This window comes from uncultured Methanobrevibacter sp., from assembly GCF_905235195.1.
GTDB lineage: Archaea > Methanobacteriota > Methanobacteria > Methanobacteriales > Methanobacteriaceae > Methanarmilla.
In genome coordinates this window covers 1-17,523 of record NZ_CAJOKH010000026.1, presented here as the reverse complement: position 1 = coordinate 17,523, position 17,523 = coordinate 1, and the positions used below count along the sequence as shown (strand labels likewise).

The 17,523-nt window shown below is 25.7% G+C and carries 18 protein-coding genes; 11 read left to right on the top strand and 7 right to left on the bottom strand.

Translation table 11 applies throughout. The features are described 5' to 3' along the window. The first annotated feature begins 117 nt into the window (after positions 1-117). From QZ146_RS04070 to QZ146_RS04060, 3 genes are all read left to right on the top strand, one after another. Positions 118-501, top strand: a complete 384-nt coding sequence (locus QZ146_RS04070; RefSeq protein ID WP_295722384.1) for a desulfoferrodoxin — start codon at positions 118-120, stop codon at positions 499-501. 303 nt (positions 502-804) lie between these two features. Next, on the top strand, positions 805-1,311 hold the full coding sequence (locus tag QZ146_RS04065) for a hypothetical protein (protein ID WP_295722383.1): 507 nt from the start codon (positions 805-807) through the stop codon (positions 1,309-1,311). A 77-nt stretch (positions 1,312-1,388) separates the two neighbouring features. After that, positions 1,389-3,620: a DHH family phosphoesterase gene (locus QZ146_RS04060; protein WP_295722382.1), complete on the top strand. Its 2,232-nt coding sequence runs from the start codon at positions 1,389-1,391 to the stop codon at positions 3,618-3,620. Positions 3,621-3,818: 198 nt separating this feature from the next. Here the strand turns inward: QZ146_RS04060 and aroC are convergent, their stop codons facing one another. Then, positions 3,819-4,925 (bottom strand): chorismate synthase, encoded by a 1,107-nt coding sequence (aroC, locus tag QZ146_RS04055; RefSeq protein ID WP_295722381.1) that lies wholly within the window; start codon positions 4,923-4,925, stop codon positions 3,819-3,821. 96 nt (positions 4,926-5,021) lie between these two features. Continuing rightward, entirely contained in the window at positions 5,022-6,371 is a 1,350-nt protein-coding gene (locus tag QZ146_RS04050) for an NCS2 family permease (protein ID WP_295722380.1), read from the bottom strand. A 553-nt stretch (positions 6,372-6,924) separates the two neighbouring features. Between QZ146_RS04050 and hemB the strand changes: the two genes are divergently transcribed. The 5 genes from hemB (at position 6,925) to QZ146_RS04030 (ending at position 10,143) form a co-directional block, all read left to right on the top strand. Then, positions 6,925-7,938 (top strand): porphobilinogen synthase, encoded by a 1,014-nt coding sequence (hemB, locus tag QZ146_RS04045; protein WP_295722379.1) that lies wholly within the window; start codon positions 6,925-6,927, stop codon positions 7,936-7,938. A 14-nt stretch (positions 7,939-7,952) separates the two neighbouring features. Further along, on the top strand, positions 7,953-8,858 hold the full coding sequence (locus tag QZ146_RS04040) for a triphosphoribosyl-dephospho-CoA synthase (protein WP_295722378.1): 906 nt from the start codon (positions 7,953-7,955) through the stop codon (positions 8,856-8,858). A gap of 333 nt (positions 8,859-9,191) precedes the next feature. After that, a complete protein-coding gene (locus QZ146_RS04035) occupies positions 9,192-9,296 on the top strand; it encodes a DUF5654 family protein (RefSeq protein WP_295722377.1) in 105 nt (34 codons plus the stop codon). Then, the gene (locus QZ146_RS08850; RefSeq protein ID WP_365316556.1) at positions 9,296-9,433 is read left to right on the top strand and encodes a DUF5654 family protein; all 138 of its coding nucleotides are present in this window, start codon (positions 9,296-9,298) and stop codon (positions 9,431-9,433) included. The genes QZ146_RS04035 and QZ146_RS08850 overlap by 1 nt, the downstream gene beginning before the upstream one ends. A gap of 284 nt (positions 9,434-9,717) precedes the next feature. Continuing rightward, positions 9,718-10,143, top strand: a complete 426-nt coding sequence (locus QZ146_RS04030; protein ID WP_295722375.1) for a universal stress protein — start codon at positions 9,718-9,720, stop codon at positions 10,141-10,143. A 107-nt stretch (positions 10,144-10,250) separates the two neighbouring features. On the opposite strand, the gene QZ146_RS04025 is transcribed toward QZ146_RS04030, so the two are convergent. Beyond that, positions 10,251-11,189 carry a calcium/sodium antiporter gene (locus QZ146_RS04025; protein ID WP_295722374.1) on the bottom strand — a complete coding sequence of 313 codons (939 nt, stop codon included), beginning with the start codon at positions 11,187-11,189 and terminating at the stop codon, positions 10,251-10,253. 376 nt (positions 11,190-11,565) lie between these two features. On the opposite strand from QZ146_RS04025, the gene fdhD reads away from it, so the two are divergent. Then, complete coding sequence (gene fdhD, locus QZ146_RS04020; RefSeq protein ID WP_295722373.1) at positions 11,566-12,363, top strand: formate dehydrogenase accessory sulfurtransferase FdhD; 798 nt, start codon at positions 11,566-11,568, stop codon at positions 12,361-12,363. A 224-nt stretch (positions 12,364-12,587) separates the two neighbouring features. Here the strand turns inward: fdhD and QZ146_RS04015 are convergent, their stop codons facing one another. The 3 genes from QZ146_RS04015 to QZ146_RS04005 all read right to left on the bottom strand — a co-directional run bounded on the left by QZ146_RS04015 (position 12,588) and on the right by QZ146_RS04005 (position 14,654). Beyond that, positions 12,588-12,911: an AzlD domain-containing protein gene (locus QZ146_RS04015; RefSeq protein ID WP_295722372.1), complete on the bottom strand. Its 324-nt coding sequence runs from the start codon at positions 12,909-12,911 to the stop codon at positions 12,588-12,590. After that, positions 12,904-13,632, bottom strand: coding sequence for an AzlC family ABC transporter permease (locus tag QZ146_RS04010; RefSeq protein WP_295722371.1), 729 nt, complete (start codon positions 13,630-13,632; stop codon positions 12,904-12,906). The genes QZ146_RS04015 and QZ146_RS04010 overlap by 8 nt, the downstream gene beginning before the upstream one ends. Before the next feature lie 374 nt (positions 13,633-14,006). Further along, positions 14,007-14,654 (bottom strand): cupin domain-containing protein, encoded by a 648-nt coding sequence (locus QZ146_RS04005; RefSeq protein ID WP_295722370.1) that lies wholly within the window; start codon positions 14,652-14,654, stop codon positions 14,007-14,009. Between the two features lie 685 nt (positions 14,655-15,339). On the opposite strand from QZ146_RS04005, the gene truA reads away from it, so the two are divergent. Together truA and QZ146_RS03995 are read left to right on the top strand one after the other, a co-directional pair. Beyond that, positions 15,340-16,251 carry a tRNA pseudouridine(38-40) synthase TruA gene (gene truA, locus QZ146_RS04000; protein ID WP_295722369.1) on the top strand — a complete coding sequence of 304 codons (912 nt, stop codon included), beginning with the start codon at positions 15,340-15,342 and terminating at the stop codon, positions 16,249-16,251. Between the two features lie 16 nt (positions 16,252-16,267). Beyond that, positions 16,268-16,831 (top strand): DNA-3-methyladenine glycosylase I, encoded by a 564-nt coding sequence (locus QZ146_RS03995; protein ID WP_295722368.1) that lies wholly within the window; start codon positions 16,268-16,270, stop codon positions 16,829-16,831. A 134-nt stretch (positions 16,832-16,965) separates the two neighbouring features. Here QZ146_RS03995 and QZ146_RS08845 read toward each other — a convergent pair whose 3' ends face one another. Beyond that, positions 16,966-17,136 (bottom strand): transposase, encoded by a 171-nt coding sequence (locus QZ146_RS08845; protein ID WP_365316554.1) that lies wholly within the window; start codon positions 17,134-17,136, stop codon positions 16,966-16,968. Positions 17,137-17,523: the final 387 nt, after the last annotated feature.

The following is a 17,523-nucleotide window of genomic DNA, read 5'->3' as shown; positions in this document are numbered from 1 at the left end:
ACTTTAATGGTTTTATTAAATATTTTTAAATTTTATTCATTTTATAAAAACTTATATATTCAACTTAATATAAATTTTTATTAAAGAATATATTATTTATTTTTTGGAAGTGATAATATGGTTGAAATTAATCAAATTTATAAATGTTTTACATGTGGAAATGTAGTTGAAATTGCTAATGCAGGTGCAGGAACTTTAGTTTGCTGTAATGAAGAAATGGCATTATTAACTCCTGAAGTTAAAGAAGAAGGTGGAGCAAAACATATTCCAATCATTGAAAAAGTTGATGGTGGAATTAGTGTAAAACTTGGTGAAATTCCACACCCTATGGATGATGATCATTTCATTAATTTTATTATTTTAACTGATGGTGAACAAGTTTATAGAGCAAATTTAAAACCAGGTGATGAGCCAAAAGCTATATTTAAAGTAGATGGTGAAGTAGCTGATTTTAAAGCTTGCGCATATTGTAATGTACATGGTCTTTGGCCATCACAATAATTAATTAGTTTCTAATTAATTTTTATTATTTTTTTTTATTATTAATTTATTATTTTTATCACTTTTTAGTTTAATTTATCAATTTTCTTTTTTTATGCATTTTTAATTTTTATAATTATTTAAACATATAATCAATGATTGATTTTACTTTTTTTTAGATTTTTTTAAATTTTATAATTTTAAAGCACCATTATAATTTTTCTTTTAATATATTTCAAATTCATTTTATCATAAACTATAATATGAATTGTTAATAAATAATTATATTGTTAGATTTGATAAAATTTGAAAAAATGGATAATCATGAAAAAAAATTTTTTAATTGTTTGTTCTATTATTCTTATAGGAGTTCTTGCATTTGGTTTTATCACTACTACTATGAATGGTGTAAACCAGTCTATTAAGGATTTAAATAAAGAAATTATCGATGGTGATGAAAGCTATAATAAAGCGGTAATTGATTTAAATAATGAAAATTATGATAGTGCTGCAAATGAACTTACAAATTCAGTTCAGTCATTTCAAAGGGCAAGAGATATTTTAAATCGTTTAGACCACGATGATTTTCGTTTAAATAATCAAATTTATGCTACATATCTTAATCTTACTTCTCAAGAATTAGAATATAAACAAAATGCGTCTACTCTTTTATTAAATGCAACTATTGCACTTAAAGGAGGATATGTAAGTAGTGGTAATGATTATATTTATAAGGCAGGATATGCAATGAGTGATGCTTTAAATTACCAATATCAAAGAGCAAATTTAGTGAAAGATAATCCTGAAAAATTTGAAAACACTACTTTATAGTAAAATATAATTCTATTGAGTAGTGGAATAATTTAAAACATTTATTTAATTAAAGATTATTATTTTGAGTGGAGAAAATGAAAAAAGAATGTCCAAATTGTAAAGGTAAAGGGACTATTGTAGTAGATTATAAGGATTGCGATGCCTGCGGTGGAATAGGTTATCAAGATACCATCGAATTAGGAGACCACTTTAAAGGTGTAAATAATCGTGCTAAAGAAAAATTTGACTTAGATGCTGATGAAGATGTTCCATGTGAAGTATGTAATGGAAAGGGACAAGTGGAAGTTAAAGATCATTGTCTAAGATGTGATGGTACTGGATTTATTTATGTATGTGGGGAATGTGGAAAAATTTTAAATTCAGATAAAGAATATTGTGATGATTGTATGAAAATCATTAAAGAGAAAAAAGATAAAGAAGAAGAACATATACTTTATGAAAAAAATAAAAATATTGTTTATACTTTAGACCCTTTATGTGAAATGAGTGATTTAAAGGTTAACAATTATTATCAAGGTAAAATTTCAAAAGTTGCAAAATTTGGAGTTTTTGTTAGTTTAAACAATCAGGTTTGGGGTTTAATGAGAACTGCTAAATCAGGTTATAAAGTTGGCCAAATTATAAATGTTAAGGTTATTGAGGTTAAAACTCATAGGAATGAAGTTGATTTAGGGCCTGTATCATTTACTCATTATACTCTTAAAAAACTTAAGAAAAACATTGAAAGAACTCCAATTGGATTAATTGATGATGAATACATGGGTAAGGTTATTAAAATCCAGGGTATGGCTTCACAGATTCAGCAAACTTCAGGTCCAACAATATTTACTATAACAGATGATACAGCTACAACTTATGTAGCTGCATTTGAAGAAGCTGGTGTAAGAGCTTATCCTGAAGTTGAACTTGAGGATATTGTAGAGATAGTTGGAGAAGTTAATAAACATGATGGTGATATTCAAATTGAAGCAGCTGATATGGAAAAATTAACTGGTGATGAGAAAGATAATCTCTATCGTTTAATTGATGAAGCATTAGATAAAAAGGCAGAAGTTGAATTCAATAGCTTTTTAATAGAATCTGATGTTTTAAATAGATTAAAACCTAAAATGTTAGATGCTGCAAAAAGAATTAGGCGTGCTATTTTAGATGGTCGGACTATTCTTTTAAGACATCATGCAGATGCAGATGGTATCTGCTCTGGTGTTGCAATGGAAAAAGCAGTTGTACCATTAATAGAAGAATACAATCCTGATGGAGATGCTAAATACCATTACTTTAAAAGATCTCCTTCTAAAGCACCATTCTATGAACTTGAAGATGTTGTAAAAGATTTATCCTTTGCACTTGAGGATTTAGATAGACATGGCCAAAAATTACCTCTTCTTGTAATGTTGGACAATGGCTCTACAGAGGAAGATATTGTTGCACTTATGCAGGCGAAGATTTTTGGTATTGAAATTGTTATTATAGATCATCACTCTCCAGGGGATGTTGTTGATGGTCGTGTAGCTGTTGATGATTATGTTGATATGCATGTTAATCCTTATCTTGTTGGTGGAGATTCACAGATTACTGCAGGTGCACTTGCAAGTGAAGTTGCATGTTTAATAAACCCTGAAGTTAAAGATTTGATTAAACATCTTCCTGCAATTGCAGTTACAGGTGATCATGCAGAATGTGATGAGGTAGATCAGTATATTAAAATAGCAGAAGATTTAGGTTACAGTAAGGATAAACTTAGAAAAATTGCAGAATGTACTGATTTTGAAGCATACTTCTTAAGGTTTATGAATGGTAGAGGCATTATTGATACTATACTTAATGTTGATAACCAGGATATGCATGAGGCTATGATTAATGCATTATATAAAGAGTATGAGAAGCGTGTTGACACTCAACTTAAAGCAGCATTACCTAATGTAAATCAAACATTATTTGAAAATGGTATTTATTTAAATGTTATTGATGTTGAAAAATATACTCATAAATTTACTTTCCCTGCACCGGGTAAAACATGTGGTTTTGTACATGATAAACTTTCAAAGGATATAGGAACTGATAAACCTGTAGTAACTTTAGGCCATGGTCCTGATTTTGGTGTTATAAGGGCAACAGAGACAGTTAATAAAGATTATGGTTTCGATATTAATCAAATTATTATTAATTTAATAGAAACTCTTCCTAATGCAGGTATTGATGGTGGAGGACATGAAGTTGCAGGTTCTATTAAATTTATAGAAGGATTTTCAAAAGAAGTTCTTACAGGATTTGTTAATGAAGTAAAATCAATGAATCCTAAATAGTAATATTATTTTAAATTCTAATTAATACCATTATTTTAAAATTAAAGTATATTTTTTAATAAATTATTAGAATAAATGAAATTTATTCTAAAAACTATTTTTTTTATTTATAGTTGTTTAACAAATTTTTATTATAAATCATTTATAAGCAAGTATAATAAAAGTTTAGTAATTTACTATAATCAATTAGCTATGTAGCTATTTCTTCATTTTATCTAAATCATTAGGGTGTATGAATCCAGACCGTATCATATGATCTGCTAAAACCATAGCTATTGTTGATTCGCTTACTGCAGTTATTCTTGGACAAATACATGGGTCATGTCGACCTTCAATATTGATCGTACAGTTTTCACCATTTGATAAGTCAATTGTGTTTTGATTTTTAGATATTGATGGTGTAGGTTTAACTGCAATTCTTGTAACTATAGGCATCCCATTGGATATTCCTCCAAGTATGCCTCCAGAATTATTTGTTTTAGTATAAATTTTATTATTTTTATAGAAAAATTCGTCATTAATTTCAGATGCAGATGCAGTTGCAACATCAAAGCCTAAACCAATTTCTACACCTTTTACAGCTCCTATTTCCATTAATGCTTTTGAAATATCTCCATCAAGTTTTCCAAAAACAGGTTCACCAATTCCAGCAGGTACATTTACTGCAATTGTCTCTACAATACCTCCAACAGAATCGCCTTCAGCTTTTTTTTCAAGTATTAATTCTTCCATAGCTTTAGAAGCTTCCTTATCACAACATCTAACATCATTTAATTGAGATTTTTCTTCAATTTCATTAATATCTACACTTTTTCCTATAATATCTCCAATCTGCACTACATGGGAAATTACTTTAATATTATAAGTTTCATATAATAATTTTTTAGATATTGCACCACCAATTACATGACCAATTGTTACTCTTCCACTTCCACGGCCGCCACCATTATAATTATAATTGCCAAATTTTTTTATCCATCCAAAGTCTCCGTGTCCTGGGCGAGGAGTATTCTTTATACTTTCATAGTCTCTAGAATTTTGGTTTTTATTATAAACTACACAACATATTGGTGTACCATCTGTTTTTCCATTGAACAAGCCGGATAATATTTCTAGTTCATCTGATTCTTTACGGGGACTTGTAATTTTACTTGTTCCAGGTTTACGTTTATCCAATTCTTTTTGTATGTCCTTTTCATTTAAATCAAGGTTAGCAGGGCATCCGTCTACTATTGCACCTATGGCTTTTCCATGACTTGTACCAAAACTAGTTGTTGTAAATATTTTTCCACTAATATTAGACATTTTTTTACCTTTTTTTTATTTTCAATGAAAATTATTATTGTGTTTATATTTATTTTTATTTTATAAAGTTATTTAGATTATATATACATAAATATTTTATTTAATTCCGAATAATATGTAATAAATAAAGACTATAGTTAATATCCACCCTATCTTATGTAATTCTTTAGCTTTACCAGATGCAATGGATGTAATAGTATATATTATAAATCCAAATGCAATACCTAATATAATTGAGGAGGTTAAAAGCATCATATTAATTGTTGTAAATACTGTGGCAAGGGAAATAAAGTCATCCCAATCAATTTCTTTAAGTTGCCCTATCATCAGTATACCTACAACTACAAGAGCAGCTGCAGTGACAGATGGAGTGAATAAACTTAGTATTGTTGGGGCAAAAATCATTGATATTAAAAAGAAGATACCTGTAAAAATAGTAGATAAACCTGTTCTACCTCCAGCACCAACTCCTGCTGAACTTTCAATATATGTAATTAAAGGACTAGTACCTAAAATGACTCCAATAATATTACTTATAGCTATTCCTAAAAATCCTTTATCTGTTCCTTCATATTCTCCTTTTTCGTCTTTAGGAAAATCTCCTTGTTTACCTAGCACAATAAATGTTCCGGTAGTATCAAAGAATATGAAAAAGATGAATGAAAAAATAACCATAATTAATTGGTTTATGTTCCCTGAAAATAACTCTTTAAATCCAGAAATAAATGCAAATACGGTAGAGGTGTCAAAATTAAGAAAAATATAATGGGAAGGTATTGTTGGCATTTGTATAGGTGAGTTAACACCAAATCCTATTGATGTAAAAATTAAACCAATGATTGAGGTAATTAATAATCCTAAAAATATACTTCCAGGTATTTTTCTAATATATAATATTAATGTTATTACAATACCAAGTAAGGCTAAAAGCGGAGCTGGAGAAGTTAAAGAAGATAGACCAACAATATTTGTTGAGTTGCTTATAATTATTCCTGCATTTTTTATACCGATAAATGCTAGGAAAAATCCAATACCTGCACCCATTGCTAAATGTAAAACATCGGGTATAGCTTTTATAATTTTTATTCTTAAACCACTTATGGTAATTATAAAAAAGAGTATTGTAGTTAATAATACTGCTGCAAGAGCTGCTTTCCAACTGTATCCCATTGTTTTTACAACAGTAATTGCAAACAATGCATTTACTCCCATACCTGGAGCAATACCGAGAGGATAATTAGATAATAGTCCCATTATTATACAAGATATGGCTGTAGCAAGGGCCGTGGAAAAATATACTCCATTTAAAGGCATATTTGCATTTGCAAGTAAATCAGGATTAACTCCTAAAATATATGACATTGCAAAGAATGTAGTTAAACCAGCCACGAATTCTGTTTTTATATCGGTATTTCTAGCACTAAATTTAAAAAAGTTATCTAACATAATATACCTCAATATTTATCAAATTTCTATTGGTTTAATTAAGTATTATAATATATATTTATTTTATATTTATAAATAGTAATAAAATATATGCTTTATAAATTTTAATAAACTATAAATTTATTGGATTAATATATAATATTGGTTTTTAATTTCTTCTTTAAAATTTAATAATGTTTCAATTTATAATATGATATTAATTATTTTCATTTTAATATTATATTTTATTAGCTATTAGAGTTTTTAAAGGATTTATTTATAAATATTATATTTTATACTAATATTTATTAGACTAAGCAGAATATTATAAGTTATAAGTGTTCATTTATTTTGTTAAATAAAATTTTCTTTTATTTTCTTATTTAACATTATGATAGGTTTAAAAATTAAATTTAATATATTGAATGATATATTATTAGAAATTAAACTTTAAATATTCTTAAAAATTTATAAAATAATATATAATTTACACTTGAAATTATTGACCAATTTTTTATTAATTTCATAATAATTTTTCATAAAATTTTATTTTTATGATGCGTAAGGTGTTAATATGGACTATCCAGTAGTTAGAATGAGGAGACTTAGAAAAAATTCAAATATGCGTGATATGGTAAGAGAAAATAAATTAAATAAGGAAGATTTAATTTATCCTATTTACTTTAAAGAGGGGCTTGAAAAAGGTGAAAAAGAAGAGATTTCCACCATGCCTGGACAATTTAGATATTCTATTGAAGATGGTGTAGAGTATGCAAAAGAGTTAGAAGCTAAAGGTCTTAAATCCATAATACTTTTTGGAATTCCAAAAGAAGAGACAAAAGATAAAATAGGTTCTCCTGCATTTGATGATAATGGTATAGTTCAAAATGCAATAAGGACCTTAAAAAAAGAAACTAATCTTATAGTTATGGCAGATGTATGTTTGTGTGAATATACTTCTCATGGCCACTGTGGTTTGATTAAAACCTATGTTGAGGATGATATTTATGATGATACTGATGACGGTATAAAGATTTTAAATGATTCCTCATTAAAATACCTTGTAAAAACTGCAATCTCACAAGCTAAAGCAGGTGCTGATGTTATCGCACCTTCTGACATGATGGATGGGAGAATTCAAGCAATTCGAAAAGGTCTGGATGATGCAGGTTTTTCTGATGTATTGATTTTATCATATTCTGCTAAATATGCTTCTTCATTCTATGCTCCATTTAGGGATGCAGCTTGTTCAACTCCTGGTCAGGGTAATAGAAAATCTTATCAGATGGATCCTGCAAATAGTCGTGAAGCTGTGCGTGAATGTGAGTTGGATGTAATTGAAGGGGCGGATATGTTAATGGTTAAACCTGCACTCTCCTATCTTGATATTATTAAAACGATTAAAGAAGAATTTTCACTTCCTCTTGTCAGCTATAATGTAAGTGGAGAATATTCTATGATTATGGCAGCTATTGAAAAAGGTTATTTAAACGAAGAGTCCATAATGGAATCTTTACTTTCAATTAAAAGAGCAGGTTCTGATTTAATTATAAGCTATTTTACACCATATTTGCTTGATAATTTATAATTTGGAGGAAAACTATGTTAAATCCAGAAATGATAGGTAAAATTGTTCAGATTGCATCTGTATTAGAAGTTAGTGGTTATCCAAAACCAGGGAATGTACATAGGACCCGTGACTATGACGATATGGTTTTTGAAGATTTTTTAATAAGTGGAATTGTTATTGGAGATCATCTTCGACATTTATCTAAAAGAACTATTGAAAATAAAGATGATTTATCAAAAATTCAAATTGGAAAAGCTGTTTATGATGCAGTTACGGAAACTAATGAGTGGATTGAAAACAATACTAATCTTGGAATTGTAATGATGACATTTCCTATTGGTGCAGCTGCAGCTATTAGTAATAATATGGAAGAGCTTAGAGATAATATTGGTAAGATTATGGCTGTATCTACTGTTGAAGATGCAATTTATTTATATGATGCTATTAATATTGCCTCAGCAGGTGGAATGGGAGATCAAGATGAATATGATGTAACCAGTGATAAGGCAAAAGAAGAACTTATAAAAAATAATCAGACTTTGTGGGATGTTTTAAAAATATCTGCTCCATGGGATGATTTGGCAAGTGAATTGACAAGTAAAATGCCTATAATATTTGAGTTTTCATATCCAATATATAGTGAACTTCGTGTAAATAATTCACTTAATAAATCTGGTGTATTGACTTTTCTTGAAATTTTACAAAAGGTTCCAGATACTTTAATTTCTCGTAAATATAATGATGAAGTTGCAAGTGAAGTATCAGTTAAAACAAGGGATTTATTAAAATACAAGGACTTAGAAAATTTTGAAGAATATCTTCATGAGTTTGACAACTATCTTTATGATAATCATCTAAATCCAGGTACCACTGCAGATTTAACAGCTGCAACTATAATGGTATATTACATTAATAATGAATTTGAAAAAACCAATTAATTTTTTTTGGTATATTACATTAATAATGAATTTGAAAAAACCAATTAATTTTTTTTAAGTATATTGTCCTTAGTGGGTAGTTTTTTAAAAATTTATTTTTTTTAATTCATTTTTATTTTATTTAATTCTATTTTTTAATTATTCTATTTTTTTTAAAATGAATATTTAGCATTGACTAATTAATTTATATCTAATTTAATAAACTAAATATTGACTAATTATTTAAAATTAGTTAAATAAATTTTTATAAGTATTTGGTTGATTTTATAAATTTTTAATTAGTTTTTTATTTAAAATTTTTTTTATATAAATTAAATTGAGCAGTAAAAAAAAATGACTAAAATAGGTGGAGAAGTTTTAAAAACTATTATTACATTATTAACAACTGCATTTGGATTAGTTGCTGCTTTAGCATGGAACACTGCAATTGAAAATTAATTGCTCAGTTTTTCACAGCAGGTAATGCACTTGTAGGCCTATTTACTTATGCAATTGTTGTAACTATTATTGCTGTTGTTGTAACTATCTTCCTTGGAAGATTAGCAGGTAAAAGGGGTGTTGAATTAGAAGAATAGTATATTACTTGTTTTCTAATTTTTTCCTTTTTATAAATTTTATTTTTTTTTATTTAATTTTCTTTAATTTTAAAAGTAATGTATTTTATTTGATAACTGTCTCCTTTTTTTTAGTTTTAAAATATTTTTTTTTTAAGAAAAAATGAATTTAATAATTATTATTATAATAAAATTAAAAAGATATATTTATTTATTTCAAAATCAATAATTTAATTAATAATATATTTTAACATAATAATTGATTCTCATTTAAATTTTATTAAAAATTTAGTTGAAGGGATATGATGTATAAAAAAATTTTATTACCTACAGATGGTTCTGATTATGCAAATCAGGAAATACCAAGAGCGTTAAATGTATTGGATGATGATGGAGAGCTTTTAGTGGTTTCGGTTGCAACTAAGATTAAACCATACCAATTTCAAAATAAAATGCATGTGCGTGCATTAAATCAAAAAGTTATGAAAGAAGCTAGAGATAATGTTGAGAAAATGAAAGCTGAAATAGGGGATGTTGGAGTAAAGGTTAAAACTAAGGTTGTATCTGGTTTTCCTGCAGAATCTATTAAAAAAATTGCCAATGAAGAGGATGTTGATTTAATTGTAATTTCATCTTCTGGTAAAAGCGGATTACATAAACTTTTAATTGGAAGTGTTGCAGAAAAAATTGTTTCAATTGTTGATACTGATGTTTTATTAATCCATAATTAATGGATTAATACTATTTTTTTCTTTATTTTAAATCTTTTAGTTGATTGTTTATTAATTTATTTTATTCTGTTTTTATATATAATCAATTATTTACTTAATCAAATTAGCTAATTCCTAATTATAATATACACCATATAAATTATAAATAGTATAACTAGGACAAGACCTTCTTTTCTATCTATTTCTTCTTTAGTTGTAGCAAATATTGATCCAAGTATGATTATTAGGCTCATAATAAAAATATCAAAAATCATTTTAGTTTCAATATGTGTTGGTAATATTACACTAGTTATACCTGTAATAAATAGGATATTAAAAATACATGATCCTAGAACATTTCCAATTACCATGCCATGTTTGCCCTTTTTAAGTGCAGTAATGGATGTTACAAGTTCAGGTAATGAAGTACCTATTGCTACAATCGTCAGTCCAATTAATGCATCACTTAAACCAAATTGTGATGCAATAAAACTTGATGAATTTACAACCAAATCAGATCCAATAATAACTCCAATTAAACCAATGACAATAAAAAGTATAGCTTTAGCAACTGATAGTTTTGCTTCAACAATATCATCTGATGATTGGTCATTTTTAGATTGTTTAACTGTATAATATACATAAACTATTACAAGTATTAAAAATATTAAACCAAATAGTCTATTAATCTCTCTAAAAAGACATGCTGTTAGAAGTAGTCCAAGGCTTGAAATTAGGGTAAAAGGGAAATCTCTTTTAATTAAGATTTTATCGACACTCATATTGGCAATAAGTGCACAGATACCAATTACGGCCAGTATATTGAAAATATTACTTCCAATAATATTTCCCATATAAAGTGAGCTGTTTCCTGCAAGAGCTGATGTAATGGATACTGCAGCTTCAGGTGCACTAGTACCAAATGCCACTATTGTTAATCCAACTACTACTGTAGATATTTTAAAGTGATATGCAATATTACTTGCACCATCTACAAAAATATCTGCTCCTTTAATTAAAAGAACAAATCCAATAAGAAGTAATATAATCTGTATAATTATTTCCATATTTTCAAACCTAATTTATGATATTTAATTTATTTATTAGTATTATTGTTATAAGATTTATTTTTATTTTTACTATTTTTTAATATTTTATTAGAGTTATTTATTTAAAACTATTTTCTATATTTAAATTTATTTTATATTTATTAAGTTTTTTTTAAATTTTTTTATTATATTCTATAAATCAATTTTTCTACTTACTAAATATGGGTTTTCTAATTAAATTAATTAAGTATAAAATTTAATAATCTAATATATTTATTCAAATAAAAAATTCATTTTTTTTCAAAATTTCACTTTATTAAAAAAAATTCAATTTATTAAAAAAATTTAATTATTAAAAAATTCACTTTATTAAATTTATATATTGGTGTTTTTTATGGATTATATTAAAAAAATTCCGGCTATCAGATGGCAAAATGGAGAATTTGAGAAAGTATTAGAAAAAACAGTTAAAGACGAAAACATTTTTATCTATATTGACGAGTTACAAGTGAGAAAGTTTTCCACATATCCTAAAGATTTGGAAGATTTTTGTATAGGTTATGCTTTAGGTGAAGGATTAATTAAAGGGATGGATGATGTAGTATCAATTCAAATTAAAGATAATGCTATTTTTTTAAAAACAAAATATAATCATAAGGTTAAAACTAATATTTCAACTACAGAAGGTGAGGATAATCAAGGGATTATCTATGAAAGTTTAATGTCAGATAGTGCTGGTGGGTGGAGAAGTGAACTTAAGACAATTGAACCTGTTTTTTCCGATTTAAAAATAAAGGCAAATGATATTATTAATAATATGGCAGTATTAACTGATAATGCTAAAATATGGAAAGAAACAGGAAGTGTACATGTGGCACAATTGATTTATGGTGATGAAGTTATTATACGTGAAGATGTGAGCCGTCATGTAGCTGTAGATAAGGTAATTGGTGCTGCAGCACGTAAAAATTATGATTTGACTCATTCTTATATTTGTTATAGTGGAAGAATGCCTGCAGATATGATTATAAAATTCGTTAGAGTTAAAATTCCAATTGTTATATCAAATGCTGCACCAGCAGGATCTGGTTATCTTATTGCAGATGAAGCTAATATAACTATGGTGGGTTTTGTAAGAAATGATAGATTTAATTTATATACTGCTCCTGATAGAGTTTTATTAAATGATTAAATCTTTTATTTTTTATTTAATTTTTTTTATTCTATTTATCTATTTTTGTATCTTAGATTTTATTTTATTTTTTTTATTTTATTTTATTTATTTTATTTAGTATTTTAGGTTTTACTTTATCTTTTTTCTTCTATTTATTTTAATTTAATTTTTTTAGGTTTTATTTGTCCTATTATTTATTTAATTTTATGATTACTCAATATATTAATTTTATTTGATATTAATTAGATTATATGTAAAATGTCAATTATAGTATAGAATATTATTAAAGCAATAACTGTAATAATAACAATTGCACCTAATGGAACCTTTTTCCAGGATAAAGTTCCTGCTACAATTGCACCTACAAGACCAACATACCAAATCTGAGTATCTACAGTTAGAACACCGGGACATATTAAAGCAGTAAGTGCTGTATATGGTAGTAGATTTAAGAATTTTGTAGATTTTGGTCCAAAATCAAGCTTATTTACAAAGATTGCAGGAATAAGTCGAGGAATAAATGTTACAATTGCACATAATATTATTAAAATCAGAATATTATTCATAAATATCCTCTCCTCTTTTTTTCTTATTTAAAAGCTCTTTTTCAACTTCAAGATTAAGGTCCTTATCATCTACAATATATGTTCCAATTATAGCACCGATAATTGTTGCAACAATCAGTGACCAATTACTTAGGAAGTATTGTAAAATAAAATTTAATATTCCTGTAATTATAACTGTTATAGTAATAGTTTTGCTTTTTTTAAGATTAGGTATTAAAATTGCAACAAACAATGCATATAAAGAAATATTAAAACTATTTGTAACTATCACTGGTAATAAATTCAATACAAATACTCCAATAGCAGCTCCTAAAACCCATGAAAGGTAGGGGATAACACTTACTCCTAGATAGGTCCAAATTGATGATTCTTCCATTAGTGAAAATAGTGCAAAACATTCATCAACTACAAAATGGCTGGATAAAATATTTAGTTTTGTATTTGATTCTGTAACTTTGTTGAAAACAACTGTGTTCATAATAAAATATCTGAAGTTTATAACAAAACTAGTTAGGACAATATTTATAATTGTTGCTCCTTGAGCTAACATAGATACTGCCATAATCTGACCAGCACCAGCATAAACAAAGATAGACATGCCAACTGTTTCAAAAGGATTTAATCCAGCTTTTATCGCTATAGCTGAATATCCAATTCCCATTGGAATATATCCAAAAACAATTGGAAATCCTTTTTTTACACCATATAAAAATTTGTCCATTTTTGTTTTAATGTAAAACCTCTCCATTTAACTTTTGAAATTTATATTTAAATAAGAATTATTATAATAAAATTACAGTATTGTAATGATTAAATTTATATATTAAACATTAAATAAATTTTATTTAAGTTTTAAATTATTTTAAAAAGAGAACTTATTTAAAAAAATAGTATACTTATTTAATATTGAATATTTTAGTTTAATTTTATTTATAAATATTATGAATAGTTATTAAATTTAAGTTCATTTTATGTTCTATTTTTAAATTTTAATTATTTTAAAAACTCCATGTAAAACAATTGATAAATATAAAATTTTAAAAATTTATGTAATTTAAAAATTAAAATAATCAGATTTTTTTTAATAAATAATGCTTATTTTAGAACAAGTAGTAATCCCATTTTAAATTTACCATCTGCTTTAACAGTATGCATTCCACCTTTTGCAAAGTGGAAGTTTTCTCCAGCACTTATTGGATGTTCTTCTTTTTCATAACCAATAATTCCTTTACCTTCAAGAGCAAAAATTATTGCCTCACCAGGTGCAGCATGCTCAGATAATCCGGTACCTTCATCAAAAGCCATTATTACAAATTTAAAGCTTTCATTTGATATTACATCTAAATTTACTATACTACCTTCTTGGTATGAAATTAGATTTCCTAGTTTGAAAACTTCTCCTGCTTTTATAAGTTCATTCATATTGTATTTCTCCTTGTCTAATATTATTTCACTAAATACAAATCCTTCTTTTGTGGATATTCCATATTTAGTATTTTTTAAAATAAATATGATTTCATCTTTTTTTAAAGTATTCATCTCTCCTTCAATATTGATCTCTCCAATTCCTCCATTTCCTATTAAAATCACATGTTTTGAATAAGATTCTGCACTAATATCTGTATTTTTACCAAGAGAGAAATAACTTATGGTATTTTCTGATTGGATATTAGACTTTGTTGAAATTGTCAAATAGTCTTGAGGAGCATAATCTTTTTTTATTGAAAATACTTTATTTTTCATAATCTTTTTTCCTTTTCTAATTTCTTATTTATGAAAAAATTAGATACTATTTAATTTTATTTTTTTAAATAAATTAATATTATTAATATTTATTTTTTTAAATAATTTAATATTATTATTCTAATAAACTTTAAATTTTTTTTCTTTAATATTGTTTATAATATTTTAAGAATATAATTTAATATATTCACTTCAAAAACTTAAGTGATTTAAATTTTTATTATTTACACTCACAAAAATTTCCGTCATTTATTATTTATTTTTAATTTAAAAATTGATAACTTAATAGATTATAGTTGTTTACCAAATTTTTATTATAAATCATTTATAAGCAAATATAATAAAAGTTTAGTAATTTACTATAAGTGAAATTAAATATTATTTAGCTAATAGAAAAATAAAAGTTCTATAGGTATATTTACACTTATTAAACCTTAATCATTGTAAGATAAAAAAATAGAAAATAACAATTATCACAAAGTTTTTGAAAGTACCTTAATATAATTTAAAATAATATTTATTAAATAATTTACAAATATTAAATAGATATTTTTAGATATAGTTCTGGACAAAAAAATTAGAAACCTTTATATAAAATCCCTGTTTATAAATTAGATTTTTAATGTCCAAGACTATATTTAATAATTCATATTTTTAATCAATTTCAATTTAATGATTGGTTATTATGACTCATATTGCATTAAAGTTAGGATATATAGGTTCAAATTTTTATGGTTTTCAAAGCCAACCTGATTTTAGAACTGTTGTAGGAGAATTAATTTATAATTTGAAAAAGTTAAATTATATTCATAATCCTAAAGAAGCACATTTTAGGATTGCAGGAAGAACAGACCGTGGAGTACATAGTCTTGGAAATGTAGTGGTTTTTAAATCTAATAAAGATTTTAATATCAATGAATTAAATGATAATTTGGCTGATGATATTAGAGTTCTTGGATATACTAATGTTTCAGATAATTTTAATCCTCGTCATGCTAATACTAGATGGTATAGATATGTACTTTTTAACTCTAATTTAGATATGGATCTTTTAGAAAAGACTTCAAAAAAGTTTATAGGCACATATGATTTTTCAAATTTTACAAATAAAGGTGCAGATAATACGATACGAACCATTCAAAACATTCAAGTTAATATTTCCAATAATAATTTTTCTAACAACAAATATTCAAGTTTAATATTAGAAAATATGGTTGATGATGACTTGGATATATTAAATAATTGTGAAGATTTTTCAGGTGGACCTATTTTTATTGATATTTTCGGTGAAAATTTCTTATGGAATATGGTTCGAAAGATTATCCGTGTAATTTTAGATGTAAATTATGGAAATTTGGATTTAAAGGATATTGATAATTTTCTACATCCTAAATTTAGTAAAAAACCAGTTATTAAATTAACAAATCCTCGACAACTTATTTTAATGGATGTAAAATATAATAATATTAAGTTTTCATATGATGAATATGCAATTATGAGATTTTCAAAAACAATAACAAATAATTTAATAAATTATAAAAGAGAATATGCAATAAGTAAATCTTTATTAGATAGTTTAACTAATTTGAGTAATTAATTTTTGGAGTTTAAATATGTCAGTTAATGATGGAAAAAAGAGATGTTCTTGGTGTAATTTAGATAATGGCTTGTATGTAAAATATCATGATGAAGAGTGGGGTGTTTTAAACTTTGATGAGAGATATCTGTTTGAAATGTTAGTTTTAGAATCATTTCAGGCAGGTCTTTCATGGGAAACTGTTCTTAACAAAAGAGAAGCTTTTAGACAGGCTTATGATAATTTCGATATTGATAAGGTAGTATCTTACAATGATAAAAAAGTTGAAGAGCTAGAAAACAATCAAGATATCATCAGAAATAAATTGAAAATATCAGCTAGTATAAATAATGGGAAGGTTTTCAAAGAGATTCAAAAGGAGTTTGGTAGTTTCCATAATTATCTAAAGACTTTTATACCAGATGAGGTTATTTATGAAAACAATAAAACAAGCTCTCCCTTATCTGAGGATTTATCTCATGATTTAAAAAAAAGAGGGATGAAGTTTATAGGGCCAACTATAATCTATTCTTATCTACAGGCAATAGGTGTCATTAATTCTCATGATGATGACTGTTTTATGTATATTAAGAATAAGTAAATAAAAAGTTCATATTTGTAGTTTTTCTCTAAAAGTTAATACTAAATTGGTATAGTCAATTTTCATAAAATGTTTTTGAGTTAATTATTTCATAATATTTATCTTCAAACAATTTAATTAAGTCTTTTACATTATTATAGAATTGTTTTATATATTATTTTTTTAATTACTCTACATACATCTTCAATTGGACTTAAATATGGTGGATATGGACTTAAAAAAATTAAATTTATATTTAATCTTTTCGCTGCCTTTAAGACCATTTTAGCTTTATGTATTTTTGTATTATCTAAAATTATGTTAATTTTCTTTTCTTTACTTAATATCTATTGAATTTTTTGGGTTTGCAAGTTTTTTCAATTAATTTTTTTCTTTTTTCTATATTCAATTTTTGCTTTGTTATTTGAATCTTCTTTATTGCAAATTCTTCTAATGGAATCCAGAGATTTTTCTTTAGAATTTATACAAAATTATAGCGATATTATTTCAAATATGTCCGTGTTCCACCTTCAAATCCATAAAAACACACACCTAAATTTTTGTTCATTCCAAACACATCCTATTTAAAATATTTACATATTTTATCACAATCCTTACCAATAATTCTTTTATGGGTAGAATCAATCCATATAAACTCATAATTTGATGAAATTTCTTTTAAATCACCATCATCCCAATTATCATCAGTAAAT